This window comes from Segatella copri (genome assembly GCF_003465495.1).
In the GTDB taxonomy this organism is placed as follows: domain Bacteria; phylum Bacteroidota; class Bacteroidia; order Bacteroidales; family Bacteroidaceae; genus Prevotella; species Prevotella copri_G.
This window is the reverse complement of record NZ_QSAV01000004.1, coordinates 1-18018: the sequence shown is the minus strand read 5'-3', so window position 1 is coordinate 18018 and position 18018 is coordinate 1. Positions and strand designations below refer to the sequence as shown.

The 18018-nt window shown below is 45.1% G+C and carries 9 protein-coding genes; 5 read left to right on the top strand and 4 right to left on the bottom strand.

The window, feature by feature from the left end:
* Nucleotides 1-59 precede the first annotated feature (59 nt).
* From DWV53_RS01790 to DWV53_RS01775, 4 genes are all read right to left on the bottom strand, one after another.
* A complete protein-coding gene (locus DWV53_RS01790; protein WP_118151254.1) occupies nt 60-1022 on the bottom strand; it encodes a glycoside hydrolase family 43 protein in 963 nt (320 codons plus the stop codon).
* Nucleotides 1023-1068: 46 nt separating this feature from the next.
* On the bottom strand, nt 1069-2193 hold the full coding sequence (locus DWV53_RS01785) for an endo-1,4-beta-xylanase (protein ID WP_118151252.1): 1125 nt from the start codon (nt 2191-2193) through the stop codon (nt 1069-1071).
* 37 nt (nt 2194-2230) lie between these two features.
* On the bottom strand, nt 2231-3664 hold the full coding sequence (locus DWV53_RS01780) for an MFS transporter (RefSeq protein ID WP_118151250.1): 1434 nt from the start codon (nt 3662-3664) through the stop codon (nt 2231-2233).
* A gap of 65 nt (nt 3665-3729) precedes the next feature.
* Entirely contained in the window at nt 3730-4935 is a 1206-nt protein-coding gene (locus DWV53_RS01775) for an SGNH/GDSL hydrolase family protein (protein WP_181992383.1), read from the bottom strand.
* Between the two features lie 251 nt (nt 4936-5186).
* Here DWV53_RS01775 and DWV53_RS01770 point away from each other — a divergent pair, with 251 nt between their 5' ends.
* The 5 genes from DWV53_RS01770 (at nt 5187) to DWV53_RS01745 (ending at nt 18010) form a co-directional block, all read left to right on the top strand.
* A complete protein-coding gene (locus tag DWV53_RS01770; RefSeq protein ID WP_118151248.1) occupies nt 5187-9107 on the top strand; it encodes a hybrid sensor histidine kinase/response regulator transcription factor in 3921 nt (1306 codons plus the stop codon).
* 83 nt (nt 9108-9190) lie between these two features.
* Entirely contained in the window at nt 9191-11197 is a 2007-nt protein-coding gene (locus DWV53_RS01765) for an alpha-glucuronidase (RefSeq protein ID WP_118151246.1), read from the top strand.
* Entirely contained in the window at nt 11190-12836 is a 1647-nt protein-coding gene (locus DWV53_RS01760; RefSeq protein ID WP_118151244.1) for a DUF5597 domain-containing protein, read from the top strand. The genes DWV53_RS01765 and DWV53_RS01760 overlap by 8 nt, the downstream gene beginning before the upstream one ends.
* A 977-nt stretch (nt 12837-13813) precedes the next feature.
* Nucleotides 13814-17083 (top strand): SusC/RagA family TonB-linked outer membrane protein, encoded by a 3270-nt coding sequence (locus DWV53_RS01750; protein WP_118151242.1) that lies wholly within the window; start codon nt 13814-13816, stop codon nt 17081-17083.
* Between the two features lie 21 nt (nt 17084-17104).
* The gene (locus tag DWV53_RS01745; RefSeq protein ID WP_118151240.1) at nt 17105-18010 is read left to right on the top strand and encodes a RagB/SusD family nutrient uptake outer membrane protein; all 906 of its coding nucleotides are present in this window, start codon (nt 17105-17107) and stop codon (nt 18008-18010) included.
* The last annotated feature ends 8 nt before the right edge of the window (nt 18011-18018 follow it).

Sequence of the window (18018 nt, the reverse complement as noted above, 5' to 3'; positions counted from 1 at the left end):
ATTAACTTATATATCAACTATTCATCAAAACTATTATAAACCTAAAAATTATAATACTCTTATTCAGGCTGAACCGGCAAGATGTTATCATCCTCATCATAGAAGAGAGGAGCCACCTTTACGCTGCGAAGCCAGGTTGTATCATTTGATGGCACGCAGTCGTGATGGAACAGATACCACTGTCCCTTGTACTCACAGATGCTATGATGGGTTGTCCAACCTACTACAGGCTCCAGGATAACACCCTTGTAAGTGAACGGACCATAAGGATTATCACCTACAGCATAGCAGAGATAATGAGTATCACCGGTAGAGTAGCTGAAGTAATACTTGCCCTTATACTTATGCATCCAGCTGGCCTCGAAGAAGCGATGTGGATCATCAGCTGGCAATACATTACCCTCTTCGTCAACTATGACAACAGGCTTTGGCATTTCAGCAAACTGCTGCACATCATCCGTCATCATGGCTACACGAGATGGCAATGGGTTCTCCTTGCCTTCAGGGAGATGCTCATCCTTCAGAGCCTTGTTGTCCTTATACCACTGAAGCTGACCGCCCCAGATACCACCGAAGTAGCAGTAAATCTTGCCATCATCATCCTTGAACACACAAGGGTCGATGCTGTATGACTTGCGGATAGGGTCGGCATTCGGAATGAAAGGACCTTCTGGCTTATCAGCTACAGCCACACCTAGATGGAACACACCATTATAATCCTTGGCAGAGAAGATGAGATAGTACTTGCCATCCTTCTCTACTACATCGTTGTCCCACATCTGCTTCTCAGCCCATGGCACATCCTTCACGTCGAGAATCACACCATGATCGGTTACCTCACCTTCCATCACGTCGTCCATAGAGAGAACATGATAGTCTTTCATCTGGAAGTGACCGCCATCATCGTCGAAGCATTCGCCGCTATCCCAGTCATGAGATGGGTAAACATACAGGCGACCGTTAAACACATTGGCAGATGGGTCTGCCATATAATCCTTTGGGAACAAATATCTTGCTTTCATTGTTGTTTATTATTTTAAGAGATGTACAATATTATCTAAAGAGATTTTACTTAAAGAGATTGACGATTTCCTTCACCACTGGCTTCACCTCGTTGTTGCGGTCGATGAGCAGTGGATAGTTGGTTCTGCCAGGGATAGGCCAGCCATTCAACCAAGAGTGACCATCGTTGACACCCCAGAAGGTAACACGACTAATGACATCCTTGTGACGCTCTACAATCTTAAAGAGATCGAGATAACGCTGATTGAAGAGTTTCTGCGCCTTCTTGTCAAGTCCCTTCACGTATGGATTGTACTTCTTCTGAAGTTCAAACTTCTGACTGATTTCCGCTCCGCCGAATCCTTCCGGATTAGGAAGCATGTTCATATCTAACTCCGTCAGCATCACCTTCACGCCTTCACCAGCAAAAGCCTCGATGCTCTTCTCATACTCAGCATAGTCAGGATAATCAAAACCATTGTGGCTCTGCATACCTACTGCATCGATGCGGAGACCCTTCGCCTTCAAATCGCGAACCAGTTTGCAGATAGCCTCTCGCTTGGCTGGCTTCGAAGTAGAATAATCATTGTAGTAGAGTTCTACGTTAGGGTCAGCCTCATGCGCAAAGCGGAAAGCCAGTTCGATGAACTCCGGACCGATAATCTTATAATATAGAGACTTGCGGTAAGAGCCATCATCCTCGAAAGCCTCGTTCACAACGTCCCAACCCTTTACTCTACCTTTATAATGAGTAACCACATTCATAATATGGTTATACATTCTGCCGATAAGCACTTCACGGCTTACCAGATTACCCTTATCATCGGTAAACATCCACTTAGGTGGCTGAGAATGCCAAACCAGACAATGCCCGATCAAGGTCTTGCCGTTCTTCTCTGCCCAGTCGGCCAACTTATCGCCATCTGTGAAATCAAAGCGATTCACCTCCGGATGATTCTTCTCACCCTTCATACAGTTTTCGGCAACTACCTGGTTAAACTGTTTCTTCACTACTTCCTCACCTGCAGGGTCTTGTCCATCAGGCAAATCGGTATTAATGGCAGCACCTACCAGGAAGTACTTACCCATAGCTTCCTGGAATGTTGGGATTTGAGCTACTGAGTTCGCTTTTTGAGCGAAAGCTGTTGAAGCAAGCATCAGCCCCAGTGTCAGAGTTGTGATCTTTTTCATGTCTTATATCTATTTTTCTCGTTAATAATTATAGTATCTAGTTTTCTCCCTTGTGTCGGGCCTCAATCTTCTTGTTGATGTCGTCGATGACCTCATCGGTCAACTCATATTTAGAGATGATGAACATCGCCAAACCCAGCAAGATGGCAGGAATCACACATACCAGCCAACGGATACCCTCCTGTGCCAGAGGAGTCTGCTGCTCCAAATCGTTCATGAAGTAAGCACCGGCAGCATTACCTACCGACATCATGGCGAAGGCTGTAATGAAGAAGAGTGCCACGATACGGAGAGGACGGTTATGGAAGAATTCTGTCCACAGGTCACTCACCTTAACATTCTTGGTTTCCTTCTCGTCCATTACCACACGCTCCTTGGTTTGGGTAAAGCAGAATACCAGAAGGGCGAAACCTACCAGGGCAAAAATCAGCATGGCAACAAACCAAGCATTACTGTCGGTAGGAAGAGAGTTGCCCTCCTGAGCAGCTGCTGCCTGATAACCGGTCCATGCAAGAACTGCACCAGGAATAACACCACCCAGAGCCATACCTGCCTTATAGAAGATACCGGTCAGGGCATTGACGATGCCGGCAATACGCTTGCCGCTGGTATATTCTGCAAAAGAGATAACCTCTGGAATCAGAGCCCACATATATCCTGTAGCTACGATTACGCCTGTTGATTTGATGAACTGAGCGATATAAACCAGCGTGATATGATCCTTTACAGATCCCATCTTGCTGATGATATAAAGCATCGCCATACCCACGATAGCCACAGTAAGGAAGATGTAGAACATATTCTTCTTGCCCACCTTTTTCTTGATGGCAGGAACCAGTGGCATAAAGATGAAAGATGGCAAAGAGCCCAAACCCATGAAGAGTGCCATCTCGATAGGGAGATCCTTGGCTGCTGCGAGCATGGCTACCAGGATTGGAACACCTGCCGATACACAGAGTCCACCCACATTTGCCATGAACATACGTACAGAGGTAAGGATGGTTATCTCGTCTGTATCGCGAGTCAGCGAAGAGTTCAAGGCTCCGTAAGGCACATTGATCAATGTATAAAGCATAGACAAGCCTACATATGTTACATAGGCATAGATAAGTTTGATGGTTTCTGTCTGTCCTTCCATACCATTCCAAAAACAGAGGATGGCAAGTACGGTGAGTGGCAAACCCGCCAGGACGAGATATGAACGATACTTACCCCAACGTGGATTATGCTTATCTACATAAGTTCCCACCAACGGGTCCCAGAGTACATCGACCAAGCGAACCACCAAGAACATGGTGGCAGCAACACCAGGATTAAGTCCATAGATGTCGGTGTAGAAGAACAACAGATACATGCAGATGGTCTGGTAGATGAGGTTTTGCGCCAAGTCGCCAGATCCGAATCCGATGCGTTGTAGCCAATTCAGTTTGTAGAATCCCTTAGATTCCTGTGTTACAGATGTCTGTTCCATATTTTATTCTGTCATTAAGTTTACACCTTATTATATATATAACATAAAAGATGCATATAATATATTTACTTCAATTTCTCTGCGGCAAACTTGCCCATTGCCTCATATCCCTTCGGATTGAGATGCAGCCAGTCGTCAGAATACTCAGCCTTCAGACGCTGAGGGTCTTTCGGATCGCGGGTCAGCTCATCGAAATCGATGACCTCGTCGAAGGCACCACTTTTTCTGATCCATTCGTTCACGGTCTGTCGCATCGCCTCATGCCAGTAAGAATACCAGCCGTTTCCCTTGGTTGGGGTGATGGTTCCGCCATACACCTTGATTCCCTTTGCCTTGGCTTTCGCTATCAGCACCTTGTAGCAGGCAATCAGGGTATCTGTTACATGCTCATAATTTCCGCTGCAGCAACCGATATCGTTGGTTCCCTCGAAGATGATGAGTTTATCCACACCTGTCTGCCCCAGGATATCACGGTCGAAACGCTTCATGGCCGGTTCGCTCAATCCGCCCTGTACCACACAGTTGCCACCGATTCCGAGATTCAACACGCCATATGGTTTCTCTGCATTCAGGGCATCCGAGAGGAAATCGGTCCAGCGGTTCTGATGGTTAGTAGTACTTCCACGGCCATCGGTAATAGAGTTTCCGAGGATAGCTACCACAGGGGTAGCCTTATCGGTCTTCACATCAATGGCAGAAAGATTGTACCAGTGGTCAGCCTTCTCCTGCTTATCGAAAGCTGCATCTGCAGGTTTCACCGCCTTGCCCTTTACATTACTTACTATATAAGAGGTAGTACGCGAACCACGATGGGATGTTGCATTCACTGGAGTCTGCTTGCCATAGTCGATGGTAATCGTAAGGCGCTGTCCACTTTTCAGGGCATATTTCAAATCATCAGAGAAGATAGCCTTGCCCGGAGCAATGGTTACATTCTTCTTGCCATTAAACTTGAGATACTTCACCGTCTTGGCATTGATTCCCCAATTGCTTGGAACATCAGTATCTGCAATATACACCGATTTGATTTCTACCGGCTCCTTACTCTGCTCGTTGCTGAGCTTCACTCTGAGTTCCTCTCCTCCAAAAGATACATGAACTATCTGTCGGCAAGAACGGTTGCTCAAGCTTTCCTTAGGCATATCTCCTTTACCAGTCCATTCCACTGCAGTAGCCCAAGTTCCTTTCCATACCTTCTGGGCAAAAGCTACAGAACTTGACGTAGCCAATACGAGCGCCAGCGATAAGATTTTGATTGCTTGTCTATTCATTGTTATTATGATGCTTTTAATGTTTCTATTGTTGTTGACGATGCAAATTTACTGATAAGTAATGAAATAACAGGTATTTAATAGTTACCATTACTTTTCTATTTGTTTCATACTTGCAAAAAGGGCACAAAAAGATAAAGAAACAAAAAGAAATGAAACATTTTGTTGCATTAGAATTTGTTTCTTTCATTGTTTTTTGTTATTTTTGCAGCCGTAACAACCTATTTTAAACAAGAAAACGGACAGAAAATATGAAGCATATCAGACATTGCCTAACGGCACTCTTCGCTATCACCATCTCGCTCATGGTATGGGCTGACAGTGGTGAACTTTTCACATCGGGCAAACTGTCAAGTTCGCTTATCAACTGCATTGTGCAGGATAAATACGGATATATCTGGGTGGGAACCGAATACGGACTCAGCAAGTTCGACGGCTATCGCTTTACCAACTATCTGCACAACGAAGAAGACACAACCTCCATTACTGACAACATTATCTCCGACCTGCTGGTAGATAAGAAAGGTAATCTGTGGATAGGTTGTGCCAAGGGACTGATGCGCTATAATTATGAGACGAACGATTTCGCCCGTCTCCAGTTTCCTGATGGCAGAAAGCCACGTATCTATTCTATGGTAGAAAGTCACAATGGCGATATCCTGCTAGGTACTGCAGGATATGGTCTCTATTCTGTAAAAGACAGAAATACCCAGAAAGGAACAGACGACCTTTTCACTATCAGACAGGAAAGGCAATACGCTGAGCGCGATTCTGATGTATTCTTTACCCATATCTACGAAGATAAGCATCATTATCTCTGGCAGAGTAGCCACCTTTCTATCTTCACCCGTTTCATCAAGAAACAAGGCAAGGTGCAGCGCAAAGACTTCAAATCGCCATGCGGAGCACCTGTGGCTTTCATCCAGCATCGCCCGCAGACCATGCTCATCGCCTGCATGTATGGCATCGTCTATTATGATTACCGCACAGGCCGCATCGCTGATGCCGGCTACGACTTTGGCGGCTATAAGAATAATGTAACCATCAACAATGCTACCTTCGACCACGAAGGCAACCTCTATATCAGCACCTCCGAGCATGGTGTTCTCATGATCAGAAAGGGAAGCAACAGGGTAGAACAGTTGGAGAACAGCAACAGCAGTTTCAATCTGGCTACCGCCTTCGTCAACGAAATCATCGAAGATAAGGACAACAATCTCTGGATAGGATGTTACAACAAAGGTCTGTACCTGATCAACCAGCGCCAGCAGGCTTTCAACAGCTGGAGTTTCTCTGCACAGAACTACATCATCGGCAGCAGCGTTTCATCTATTGCACAAGGCGAAAATGGTGAAACATGGTGTACGGTACAGAACAGTGGTGTGTTCTGTTTTGACGCTTCAGGCAAGATTATCGCCCACCCTCAGTCACCTGCAGGTACCGGCATCATCTATAAAGACCGACGTGGCGATTACTGGATCAGCAATGGCAGCGCACTCTACAGCTACAACCCCCATACAGGTACATACCAGCAGAAACTCACCTTTACCAGCGCCGGCATCTACTGTATGACTGACGATGCACAGGGCAACCTTTACATTTCTGTATACAGCAAAGGCCTATATATATATAATGTGGAAAGCGGCAAGGTTACCGTTCTGAATATGCAGCAAAGAGGCGATAAAGGATTTCTCTGCAACGACTGGGTGCGAAGCATGGCGCTCGATCATACAGGCCATTTATGGATAGGAACCTCTAATGGAGTTTCCTGTCTCAATACCCGAACGCTCAGTTTCAAGGATTTCGGATGGCTCAACATTCTGAAAGACAGACAGGCGAATGGTATCTGCGAAGGAAAGAACGGCGATATTATCATCGGTACCGAAGAAGGACTCTATCTGTTTGACAGAAAGAGCAACAAGACGAAGAACTTCCCTCATGCGGAAGCGTTGAAAGGCAAGCAGGTCTGCAGCATCATCAAAGACCAGAAGGGTGACTTGTGGGTAAGTACAACCATGGGCATCTGGCAGTACGAACAGAAGAACAGACAGTTTATCGGGCACATCAACGGCAACGGACTTACTACCCGTGAGTACGTGCTGGGCTCTTCCATGCATACCGCCAGCGACCTTATCGCCTTCGGAACCAGTGACGGTATGACAACCTTCTATCCTGACGTTGTCAGAGCCAAGAAGATGGAACTGGGAGATGTACATCTCACCAACTTCATCATCGACGGAAAGCCAATCAACTGTATGGTCAAAGACTTCAGCATTCCTTACTCCCAGAATTCATTCACTCTGGAGTTCTCGCTGCTCAACTACAAGAACACCGATAATATCAGTTTCCAATACCGCATCAACGACGGCAAATGGAACAGCACCAATGAGGGAGCCAATGCCGTAGCATTCAACAAGTTGAAACCGGGCGACTATACGCTGGAGGTGAGAGCTACAAGCAATGGCAGATATTCCAAGAATCCTACCATCATCAACATCAAGGTATGCGACCCTTGGTATGCATCACCCGAGGCATATCTCCTCTATATCCTGATCATAGCAAGCGTCATCCTGTATGTTATCTATACATACGAGCGCCGCCGCAAGGCAGACCTGGAAGAGACCAAGATGCAGTTCCTCATCAATGCCACCCACGACATCCGCTCGCCGCTGACATTAATCATGGGACCGCTCAACAAGCTGAAAACAAGATTAACAGATGCCGAAAGCAAACAGGATATCGATACCATCGACCGCAATGCCCAGCGCCTCCTGCTTCTGGTAAACCAGATTCTTGATGAACGAAAGATAGACAAGAACCAGATGCATCTCCATTGCCAGGAGACTCCGCTCAAGGATTTCCTGCATGGCATCGTATCGCTCTACCGCTTCAATGCACAGGAGCGCAACATCACCCTTGAGCTCAAAGAAGACGAAAGCCTCAGCAGCGATAAAGGCAAGCTGAAGGTTTGGATAGACCGCATCAACTTTGACAAGGTTATCTCCAACCTGCTCTCCAATGCCATGAAGTATACCTTTGATGGCGGCGAGATTACTGTTATCATAGGTAAAGACGAAAAGAATGCCACCATCAGGGTAGAAGATACAGGCATCGGACTGAAGGAAGAGAAGACCGACCGCCTCTTCGAACGTTTCTATCAGGGAAACAACAGCAGCGGTCTCCATATCGAAGGAACCGGTATCGGACTCAACCTCTGTAAGGCATTTGTAGAAATGCACGGAGGCAAGATCAAGGCCTACAACCGTACCGACGGCATCAAGGGTTCCTGCTTCGAAGTAAGCATTCCACTGGGCAACAGCCATCTGCAGCCAGGCGAGATACTGGAAGAAGAAGACAAGAAGGAGCAGGAGATTACCAAAAAGAAAGTACAGGCCAACCGCAACTTCAATATCCTGATAGTTGACGATGACAGCGAGATTGCCCAATACATCAAGACAGAACTGAGCGACTGGTACCGCTTTGAGCGTGCCTGCAACGGCAAGGAGGGTTTGAAGATGCTGCTCACCGGCAAGTACGACCTCGTGATAAGCGATGTGATGATGCCGGAGATGGATGGAATCACCATGCTCAAGAACATCAAGAGCAACAGCAACATCAGCGATATTCCTGTCATCCTGCTCACCTCGAAGAGCGAGGTGGAACACCGGTTGGAGGGACTTCGCAGAGGAGCCGATGCTTTCCTGGCAAAGCCTTTCGACATGGAAGAGCTGCATATCCTTATCGACAACCTGGTGGATAATGTGCGACGCATCCGCGGCAAATACAGCGGAGCACAGGGCCAAAAGGCGAAGATTGAGCAGATTCAGGTAAAGGGCAATAACGATGCCCTGATGGAACGCGTGATGAAATATATCAACGGCCACCTTGCCGATCCCGACCTAAATGTAGAGAAACTTACCGAGGAGGTAGGTATCAGCCGTGCACAGCTCCACCGTAAACTGAAGGAGATTGCTGGTGTTTCTGCCGGAGAATTTATACGTAACCTCCGACTGGAACAGGCGGCACGACTCATCGAAGAGGGGCAGATTAATATCACGCAGGTAGCCTACTCTGTAGGTTTCAACAACCAGACCCACTTCTCTACCGTGTTCAAAAAACACTATGGCATGTCGCCTAGCGAGTATGCTGAAACAAAGAGAAATGAAAAATAAACGACCGCTATATATATAAAAGGTATTTTTTCGTATCTTTGCAGCAGAAACAATAACAATACAAACTAACGATCTGCAAAGATATGAAGAAATACCTCATTTTATTATTTACGGTACTTACATCACTCCATGTTTCTGCACAGAGTGATGGTTCACAGTTATGGCTCGGAAAGCAGTATGCTAACTCATGCCAAGTCATCTCACAGTTGCCTGATGATGCAACAGCCAAGATTGCCAAGCAGGAGTTAGAAAACAACTGGCGTGGCAAGAATGTTGAGCTCAAGATAGACAAGAGTCTCAACCTGGGCGAGGGCTATAACATCTACGCCCGTCCTGCCCAGCAAGGCGACAACATTCAGTACGAAGCAACTATCACCGCCAGCAATCCTATCGGTTTGCTCTACGGTGCCTACGAGTTAATTCGACTTCAGAACACCGATGCCTACAACACAGGTAGCGGCAATCAGCAGAACTTCAGCAAAGCTATCGATGAGACCGAGAAACCAAAAGTGGGTCTCCGCATTCTCAACCATTGGGATAATCTCGATGGCAGCATCGAACGTGGCTATGCCGGAAAGAGCATTTTCAAATGGGAAGAAATCAAACTCGGCAAAAACGGTAAGGGCGGCAGCATCAGTAAGAGTCTGCACGACCGTCTCATCACCTACGCCCGTGCCAACGCCTCTTTGGGCATCAACGGCAGCGTACTGAACAATGTAAACGCATCGCCAAAGATGATGACTGCAGAATATATTAATAAGGTGAAAGTCATCGCCAACATCCTGCGTCCTTATGGCATCCGGGTATACCTAAGCATCAACTTCGCTTCGCCTATGGCTTTAGGCTACACCAAGACTGCCGACCCACTGGATAAGAAGGTTCAGCAGTGGTGGAAGAAGAAGGCAAAAGAGATATATGCTACCATCCCCGACTTTGGCGGTTTCCTCGTAAAAGCCAATTCTGAAGGACAGCCTGGTCCTGGCGACTACCACCGCACACATGCCGATGGAGCCAACATGCTTGCCGATGCCGTCAAACCATACGGAGGTATCATCATGTGGCGAAGCTTTGTATATGGTGCTAACCATAAGGGAGAAGACCGTGTGAAGCAAGCTGTCAGCGAATTCAAAGGTATGGATGGCAAGTTCCGTGACAACGTCATCCTACAGTCAAAGAATGGTCCGCTCGACTTCCAGCCTCGTGAGCCATACGCTCCTATCTTCGACAACATCAAACAGACTCCACAGATAGCAGAACTTCAGATTACCCAGGAATATCTCGGTCAGTCTAAGCATCTCACCTATCTCGCTCCTATGTGGAAGGAATTCTTTGGCTTTGTTAATCCAGACAGACTGGTTGGAATCTCAGGTGTAGCCAATATCGGTGATGATGCCAACTGGTGCGGTCATTCTTTCTCTCAGGCTAACTGGTATGCTTTTGGCCGATTGGCATGGAATCCTTCACTTACAGCCGAGGAGATTGCTCACGAATGGCTCGTACAGACCTACGAAAATCAGGACGAGAAATTTACCAAGCCGGTAGAGATGATGATGATGACTTCGCGCGAAGCTTGCGTCAACTATATGATGCCTTTGGGTTTGCACCACATCTTCAAGTTCGACCACCACTACGGTCCGGAGCCAGATGGTTTCATCGCAAGTTATCCTTTGGAATGGTGCCCGGTATACTACCATAAGGCAAATGCACAGGGCGTAGGTTTCGACCGGTCATCCAAAGGTACAGATGCCGTTGGTCAGTATCCGGAACCTTACCGCAGTATGTATGACAACATCGAGACTTGCCCTGAGGAATATCTCCTCTGGTTCCATCATGTGCCTTGGACTTACAAGATGAAATCAGGCAGCACCCTCTGGCAGGAACTCTGCATGAAGTACAACATGGGTGTGGCGATGGTAGAAGTTTACCGCGACTTCTGGCATACCTCAGCCAAGCAGTATATGAAGGGACATGAGCAGGAATGGCAACATACAGACTCTCTGCTCAATGTACAGTTGGAGAATGCAAAGGAATGGCGCAATACCTGTCTCAAGTATTTTCAAACCTTTTCTAAAATGAAGATTTATGAATAAGATTGTATTATCTTTTCTTGCATTATTATGCTGCATCAACATACAAGCTGGAGTGAAACTGCAGAAGCAAGGCTCTGCAACCCAGCTTGTTGTCAACGACAAGCCGATGCTTCTCCTGGCTGGTGAGTTGAGCAACTCAGCCGCAACGAGTCCTGCCGACATCAGGAAAGCATTGAAACAGATGAAGAATAGCGGAGTCAACTCTGTCTTCGTTCCTGCATATTGGGAATTTGTAGAACCTAATGAGGGCAAATATGATTTTGCACTTGTAGACAGCGTCATCACAACTGCCCGTAAGCATGACTTGAAGATTGTCTTCCTATGGTTCGGTGCCTGGAAGAACTCCATGAGCTGCTATGCTCCACTATGGGTAAAGGAAAACACCAAGCGTTTTCCTCGTTCACTCACAGAGAACAGCAAGCCATTAGAGATATGCACAGCCTTCAGCAATAACCTGCTTCAAGCAGACAAGCGAGCATTCTGCGAACTGATGAAGCACATTAAAGCAGTAGACAGTCAGGAGAATACCGTTATCATGATGCAGGTAGAAAACGAAATCGGCATGCTCGAATCTGCCCGCGACCACTCTCCTCTTGCCGAAAAAGCTTACAGACAACCCGTTCCTGCTTCATTGCTCAAGGCACTCAAGCTCAAGAAGAAAGGTACATGGGCAGAAGTTTTCGGAACAGACCGTTATGCTGACGAGAAATTCCAAGCATATTATTATGCCAAGTATGTAGAGCAGCTAGCCTCAGCAGGCAAAGCCATCTACAATATTCCGATGTATGTAAATGCTGCAATGAACAGTCGTGGCAGAAAACCAGGCGAATATCCTTCTGCCGGACCACTTGTCCATCTGATTGATATCTGGAAATGCGGTGCACCAAGTATCGACATCTTTGCACCAGATATCTATGATACCGGTTACAAGGGATGGGTAGAGAAATACAAGCGTGCCGACAATCCTTTCTTCACTCCTGAAGTGAAATGCGATATCAATAGCGGCGTAAAGGCATATTATACCTTCGGCGAAACAGATGCCATCAGTTTCAGTCCGTTTGCTCTCGATGAAGCTTACTACAAGGTGAAGAACAGTCTCAGACGTTCATACAAGGTTATCAATCAGCTCTCTCCTATCCTGCTTCAGCATCAGGGAAAGGGTAAAAACTGGGGATTACTCTTCGACCAGGAAGATAAAGAGCGCATCATTGAAGATGGCGATATCACCATGACCTGCCGTCATTTCTTCACGCTACCATGGGATCCTCGCGCTACAGATGGAAGTAAATGGCCTGAAGGCGGTGGCTTGATTGTGAAACTAGCCAAGAACGAATACATCATAGCAGGTAATGGAATCGTCGTAGTCTTCCAAAGCAGGACTGAAAAAGCGCAAGCTGAAGAAAAGAAACTCGGTGAGGACGGATTTGTTGACAACGGTGGAACCGAAACAAAGAAACAAGCCACAACCTTCAAAGGTAAGCGTATCGGTATCGGATATGTAGACCAGGTTGAAATAGACAAAAACGGCAAATTACAGTTTATCCGTCGTGATAATGGCGATCAGGACCACCAGGGGCGTCATGCCCGCATCTCATGTGGAGACAACAAAATACTCCACATCAAGCTATACGAATACTAAATATATATATAATAAGGTATAAAGGGAATCTGCACTGGACAACTTCCGCATCGTGCCTATCACAGCCGTAAGCGTTTCTGATTTCTAATCCATCCACAGACTAGTAAAGACGAAACAAAATAATTAATCTTTTAAAGAGAAAAATCATGAAAATCTGTCGTAATCTCACTTTTTTATCGAGATTACGACAGATTTCTCGTTTAAAAGTTGTCGTAATCTTGCTTTTTTTCTGAGATTACGACAGAATTCTCGATTTAAGCCCCAAAAAGTCCTTAGGAAAATGTGATGATTTAACAGAAAAGTCCTTAGGAAAATGTGATAAATATACTTAAAAGTCCTTAGGAAAATGTGATTTTCCTTGCGTAATTCACTGTTTATTAGTACCTTTGCCAAAACATAATTTTTAGCGTATGGAAAGACTACTTATATCCCAATTGTTAAAATGGAAAGACAGTCACGGAAGGAAGCCACTCATACTGGAAGGTGCAAGACAAGTTGGTTCGCACCAGTCTCTTGTCATACGAGAGAAACAACAGTTCAAAAACCATCAACATCCCACTCTATATGCTCTTTGTTCTAGACAAAGAATTAAAGACAGAAAGTTAGTATTTCAGCGAAAGCGGCAGTTTTTGACAAAACTGCCGCTTTCGCTTGTTTTTCATAAGCAAATGTGTATAAAAACCGCATATTTATAATAAAATGTCGAGCAAAGTGCAACTTTTCTAGAAAAAAGTTTGGTGATTTCCTAAAAAATGCTTATTTTTGCAGCCGATTAAAAATATTATTAAAATTTAGTGAAGTTTGAGATACTTCCCTATATATAATAAGGTATGCCAACATACCCACCCCCACCAGTTCGGGATAAGAGTTGGAGACAAGAAATGAGCCCCCACGCTCAATAAAAGTTGGGAGGATATGTAGTGAGAAAGAAATATAAAACATTATATATTTATTAATTAATTAAACGAGAGAGATTTATGGAAAAAAGACTCATGACGTTTATTGCCTGCCTCTTCCTTAGTTTAGGAATGGCGTTGGCGCAAACTCAAGTTTCCGGTACTATTACCTCTTCTGAGGATGGAAGCCCAGTCATTGGTGCCTCTATCAAAGTTGCTGGTACACAAACCGGTACAGTTACCGATGTTGATGGTAACTTCTCATTGAATGCTCCTGCAAATGCTAAGTTGGAGATTTCTTACATCGGTATGATTGGTAAGACTGTAAAGGCTGGCAAGAACATGAAAATTGTTCTTGACCCAGACAACAATGCATTGGATGATGTATTGGTCATTGCCTACGGTAAGACTAAAAAATCAGCATTTACAGGTTCTGCCGTAGAAATCAAGTCAGAAGACATTACAGCCCATGTAGCTTCTTCTGCAACTACAGCTTTGGTTGGTAAGGTAGCTGGTATTCAGGCTACTTCTTCTTCAGGCGAGCCAGGATCAGCTCCAACAATCTGTATTCGTGGTATTGGTTCTGTCAGTGCCAGTTCACAGCCTCTTTACATTGTTGATGGTGCTCCTTACGAGGCAGGAATTTCAAACATCAATCCTGCTGATATTGAGAGCATTTCTGTACAGAAAGATGCTTCTGCTAGTGCCATCTATGGTGCTCGTGGTGCCAACGGTGTTGTTATTATCACAACTAAGAAGGCTCGTGATGGTCAGGATGCTCGTGTAACATTTGATGCAAAGTGGGGTTCCAACTCACGTTTCGTTCCTCAGTATGACGTAATCAAGGATCCTGCTCAGTACTACGAGACTCATTTCAAGGCAATGTACAATTCTCAGTACTATCATGGTGCAACTGCTGATGAGGCATACGATTTCGCTTGCAAAAACCTCTACAATAGCCGCGATGGTGGTTTGGGTTATCAGGTATATACCGTTCCTCAGGGTGAACAGCTGATTGGAAAGGACTTTAAGATTAATCCTAAGGCAACCTTGGGATATAGTGATGGTACATACTATTATACTCCAGATAATTGGTATGATGAGGTGTTCCATAGTTCTTTCCGTCAGGAATACAATGCTAACGTAACAGGTTCTAATGGTAAGATGAATTATTTTGCCAGTGCAGGTTACTTGCAGGATGGTGGTATTGTTGACAACTCAGAGTTGAAGCGTTATACTGCCCGCACCACTGTGGATTATCAGGCAAAGAAATGGTTAAAATTGACTACAGGTTTGAGCTTTACTCACACCGATTCTCAGTCTCCACAATATGATGTCTATACGTATGGTAGTTCTGGCAACCTGTTCTATATCACCAACAATGTAGCTCCTATCTATCCATTGTATGTTCGCAATGCAGATGGAAGTATCAAGACAGAAGGTGGTCGTGTTGTTTATGATGCTAATCAGACAGGCTTCCAGCGTCCTGCTATTTCTGGTAATGCTGTTCGTGATAACGAATATAACCGCAGCCACAGTTATCGTGATATTCTGCAGGGACAGTGGGATGTACAGATTACTCCTATCGAGGGCTTGGTTTTGGATGCCAACCTGAATGCTTTCTCTAGTAATACTCGTGTCAATGATTTGGCGAGCGCTTTTGCCAACGGTCAGGCAGATGATGGTATTGCTTCTGTAAGTGCAAACCGATATTTTACAGTAAACCAGCGTTATACTATCAACTACGATAAGTCTCTCGGTAATCACCATTTCAATATATTGGCTGGTTACGAGCAGTATAAGCTCAAGTATCAATATCTCTCAGGTTCAAATACCCGTCTTTACGATCCATTCATTGGTGAGTTGGGTAATGCATTTGGCACAAGCAAGAAGAAGAACAATTCTTTCACAAATAACTATATGACAGAAGGTTTCTTCGGTCGTGTGATGTACGATTATGCAGACAAATACTTTGTAAATGCCTCTCTTCGTCGTGATGCTTCTTCTGCATTTGCCCCTGGTCATCGTTGGGGTACTTTCGGAAGTGTCGGTTTGGCTTGGCAGATGAACAAGGAAGATTTCTTGAAGGATGTTAAGTGGATTGACCTTTTGAAGTTGAAGGTTAGCTATGGTTCTGTAGGTAACGACCAGTTGGATACAACTCCGTATGCAAACCAAATTGGTGAGTACTACTACTATTGGGCAGATCGCTATACTCCTTCCTATAATGAAGAAACAGGCCAGTTCTCTGTAACAATGAGTCAAAAAGGTAATGAGAACTTGACTTGGGAGACTCATAATGACTGGAATGTTGGTGTGGATTTCGGATTCTTCAAGAACCGTCTGACTGGTACTATCGAATACTACAATCAGAAGACTGTAGATCTGCTGTGGTCAAAGTCATTGCCATTGTCATCAGGTCTTTCAGTATCTTCATACTATGCTAACATCGGCGAGATGGTGAACCGTGGTGTTGAGATCTCTTTGGAGGGTACTCCAATTAGAACACAGAACTTCGAGTGGAGTATCAATTGGAATGGTACACTTAACCATAATGAGATAACAAAGCTCGACCCATCACTTGGCGAGAATGGTCTTCAGTCTAGTGGTCGTGTCCTGAAAGTTGGTGGTTCTGTATATGAAGCATTTATGGTTCAGTATGCAGGAGTTAACCACGAGACTGGTCAGGCTCAGTGGTACCAGGATGTGTATTACAATGCCGATGGTAAGAAGGTGGAATCTGCAAAGGCTGCCGATTACGCTTATACTAAGAAGGAACTTACTACAGATATCACAAAGGCAACACAGTATGACTGTGGTTCTACTCTCCCAACCATTTTTGGTGGTTTTGGAACAAGTGTAGCTGCTTATGGATTTGATTTGAGTGCTCAGTTCTCATATCAGTTGGGTGGTAAGATTTACGATGGTCAGTATCAGGCTTTGATGCACAATGGTACAAGCCAAGGTAGTGCTATGCATAAAGACTTGCTCAATGCATGGAGCGAGACTAATAAGAATTCTGATATTCCACGTTTAAGCCAGGCTGCTGCTGATGATCCAGGTATTGGTTCACAGACAACTCAGGATCGTTTCTTGACAAGCTCTAATTATTTGTGCTTGAACAACTTGACATTGGGTTATACATTCCCTAAGGCGTTGATTCGCCCACTCGAGTTGACCAATCTCCGCATTTATGTAGCAGGAGAGAATATCTTCATGCTTACGAAGCGCAAGGGACTTGATCCACGTTTCAACTATGGTATCGGTTCTATGACTTCTGGATCTGGTCTTGCAGGTGGTGGTTATGCAGCTTTGCGCTCTATTACTGCGGGTATCAGTCTCACATTCTAAAAATTAAAAAAAGGAATAAATATGAAACTAAATAAGATTTCAGCTTTATTGCTTGGTGCAATGGTTGTTGCATCATGCTCTGATATTGATGATCAGAATCCTGAATCAGGTAAAATTACTGGTGGACAGGTACAGGAAACTACAGATGCCCTGTCTAGTCGTCTTGATGCCACATTGAATGGTATGTATACCATGGCTGGTTCTCCATTGACAGTGTTTGGTATTGATAATGACCGAGCTGATGATTTCGGATTCATTTCTGCAGCATTGTCACAGGATTTGGAAGGTGCTGATATGTTCTCAGGTAATAATACCTACAACTGGTTCTCTGCAGCTTGTCAGTATTCAACCCGTAATCCTGATTATGCCAACCCTTATGCTCGCTATACATTGCCATATCGTCAGATTGGTGTTGCCGAGCAGGTTATTAACTCTATTAATGTAGAGACCGCAGATGCAAAGGGTAAGGCTCAGGCTGGACAGGCTTATGCTACTCGTGCATACGATTATATGGCACTTGCGCCATATTTCCAGTTTGGCTATGCAACTTCCAAGGATCAGCCTTGTGTACCTATCATCGGCAAAAACGATGCTAACAACAATCCACGTGCTACCGTGGCTGAGGTTTATGATGTAATTGTCGCAGACCTGACAAAGGCTATCGAACTCCTGGATGGTTATAGTCGTACTGACAAGACCCAGATTGACCAGCATGTGGCTTATGGTCTTCGTGCTCGTGCTTATCTTGCTATGGGTGAGTATGCTAAGGCTGCTGAAGATGCTGATAAGGCAATGCAAGGTTATACACCAGCATCTATTGCCGATGTAAGTGTTCCTGCTTTTGATAATATCAATGAGAGCAACTGGATTTGGGGCTTTGGTATGACAAACGCTATGCACAATTTAAGCAAAAGCAACGGAAAGTGAAGATGAGA

What these genes read in the sequence shown, in the direction of transcription:
- DWV53_RS01790 (WP_118151254.1), bottom strand. Translation starts at nt 1,022, where the DNA reads ATGAAAGCAAGATATTTGTTCCCAAAGGATTATATGGCAGACCCATCT.
- DWV53_RS01785 (WP_118151252.1), bottom strand. Translation starts at nt 2,193, where the DNA reads ATGAAAAAGATCACAACTCTGACACTGGGGCTGATGCTTGCTTCAACA.
- DWV53_RS01780 (WP_118151250.1), bottom strand. Translation starts at nt 3,664, where the DNA reads ATGGAACAGACATCTGTAACACAGGAATCTAAGGGATTCTACAAACTG.
- DWV53_RS01775 (WP_181992383.1), bottom strand. Translation starts at nt 4,935, where the DNA reads ATGAATAGACAAGCAATCAAAATCTTATCGCTGGCGCTCGTATTGGCT.
- DWV53_RS01770 (WP_118151248.1), top strand. Translation starts at nt 5,187, where the DNA reads ATGAAGCATATCAGACATTGCCTAACGGCACTCTTCGCTATCACCATC.
- DWV53_RS01765 (WP_118151246.1), top strand. Translation starts at nt 9,191, where the DNA reads ATGAAGAAATACCTCATTTTATTATTTACGGTACTTACATCACTCCAT.
- DWV53_RS01760 (WP_118151244.1), top strand. Translation starts at nt 11,190, where the DNA reads ATGAATAAGATTGTATTATCTTTTCTTGCATTATTATGCTGCATCAAC.
- DWV53_RS01750 (WP_118151242.1), top strand. Translation starts at nt 13,814, where the DNA reads ATGGAAAAAAGACTCATGACGTTTATTGCCTGCCTCTTCCTTAGTTTA.
- DWV53_RS01745 (WP_118151240.1), top strand. Translation starts at nt 17,105, where the DNA reads ATGAAACTAAATAAGATTTCAGCTTTATTGCTTGGTGCAATGGTTGTT.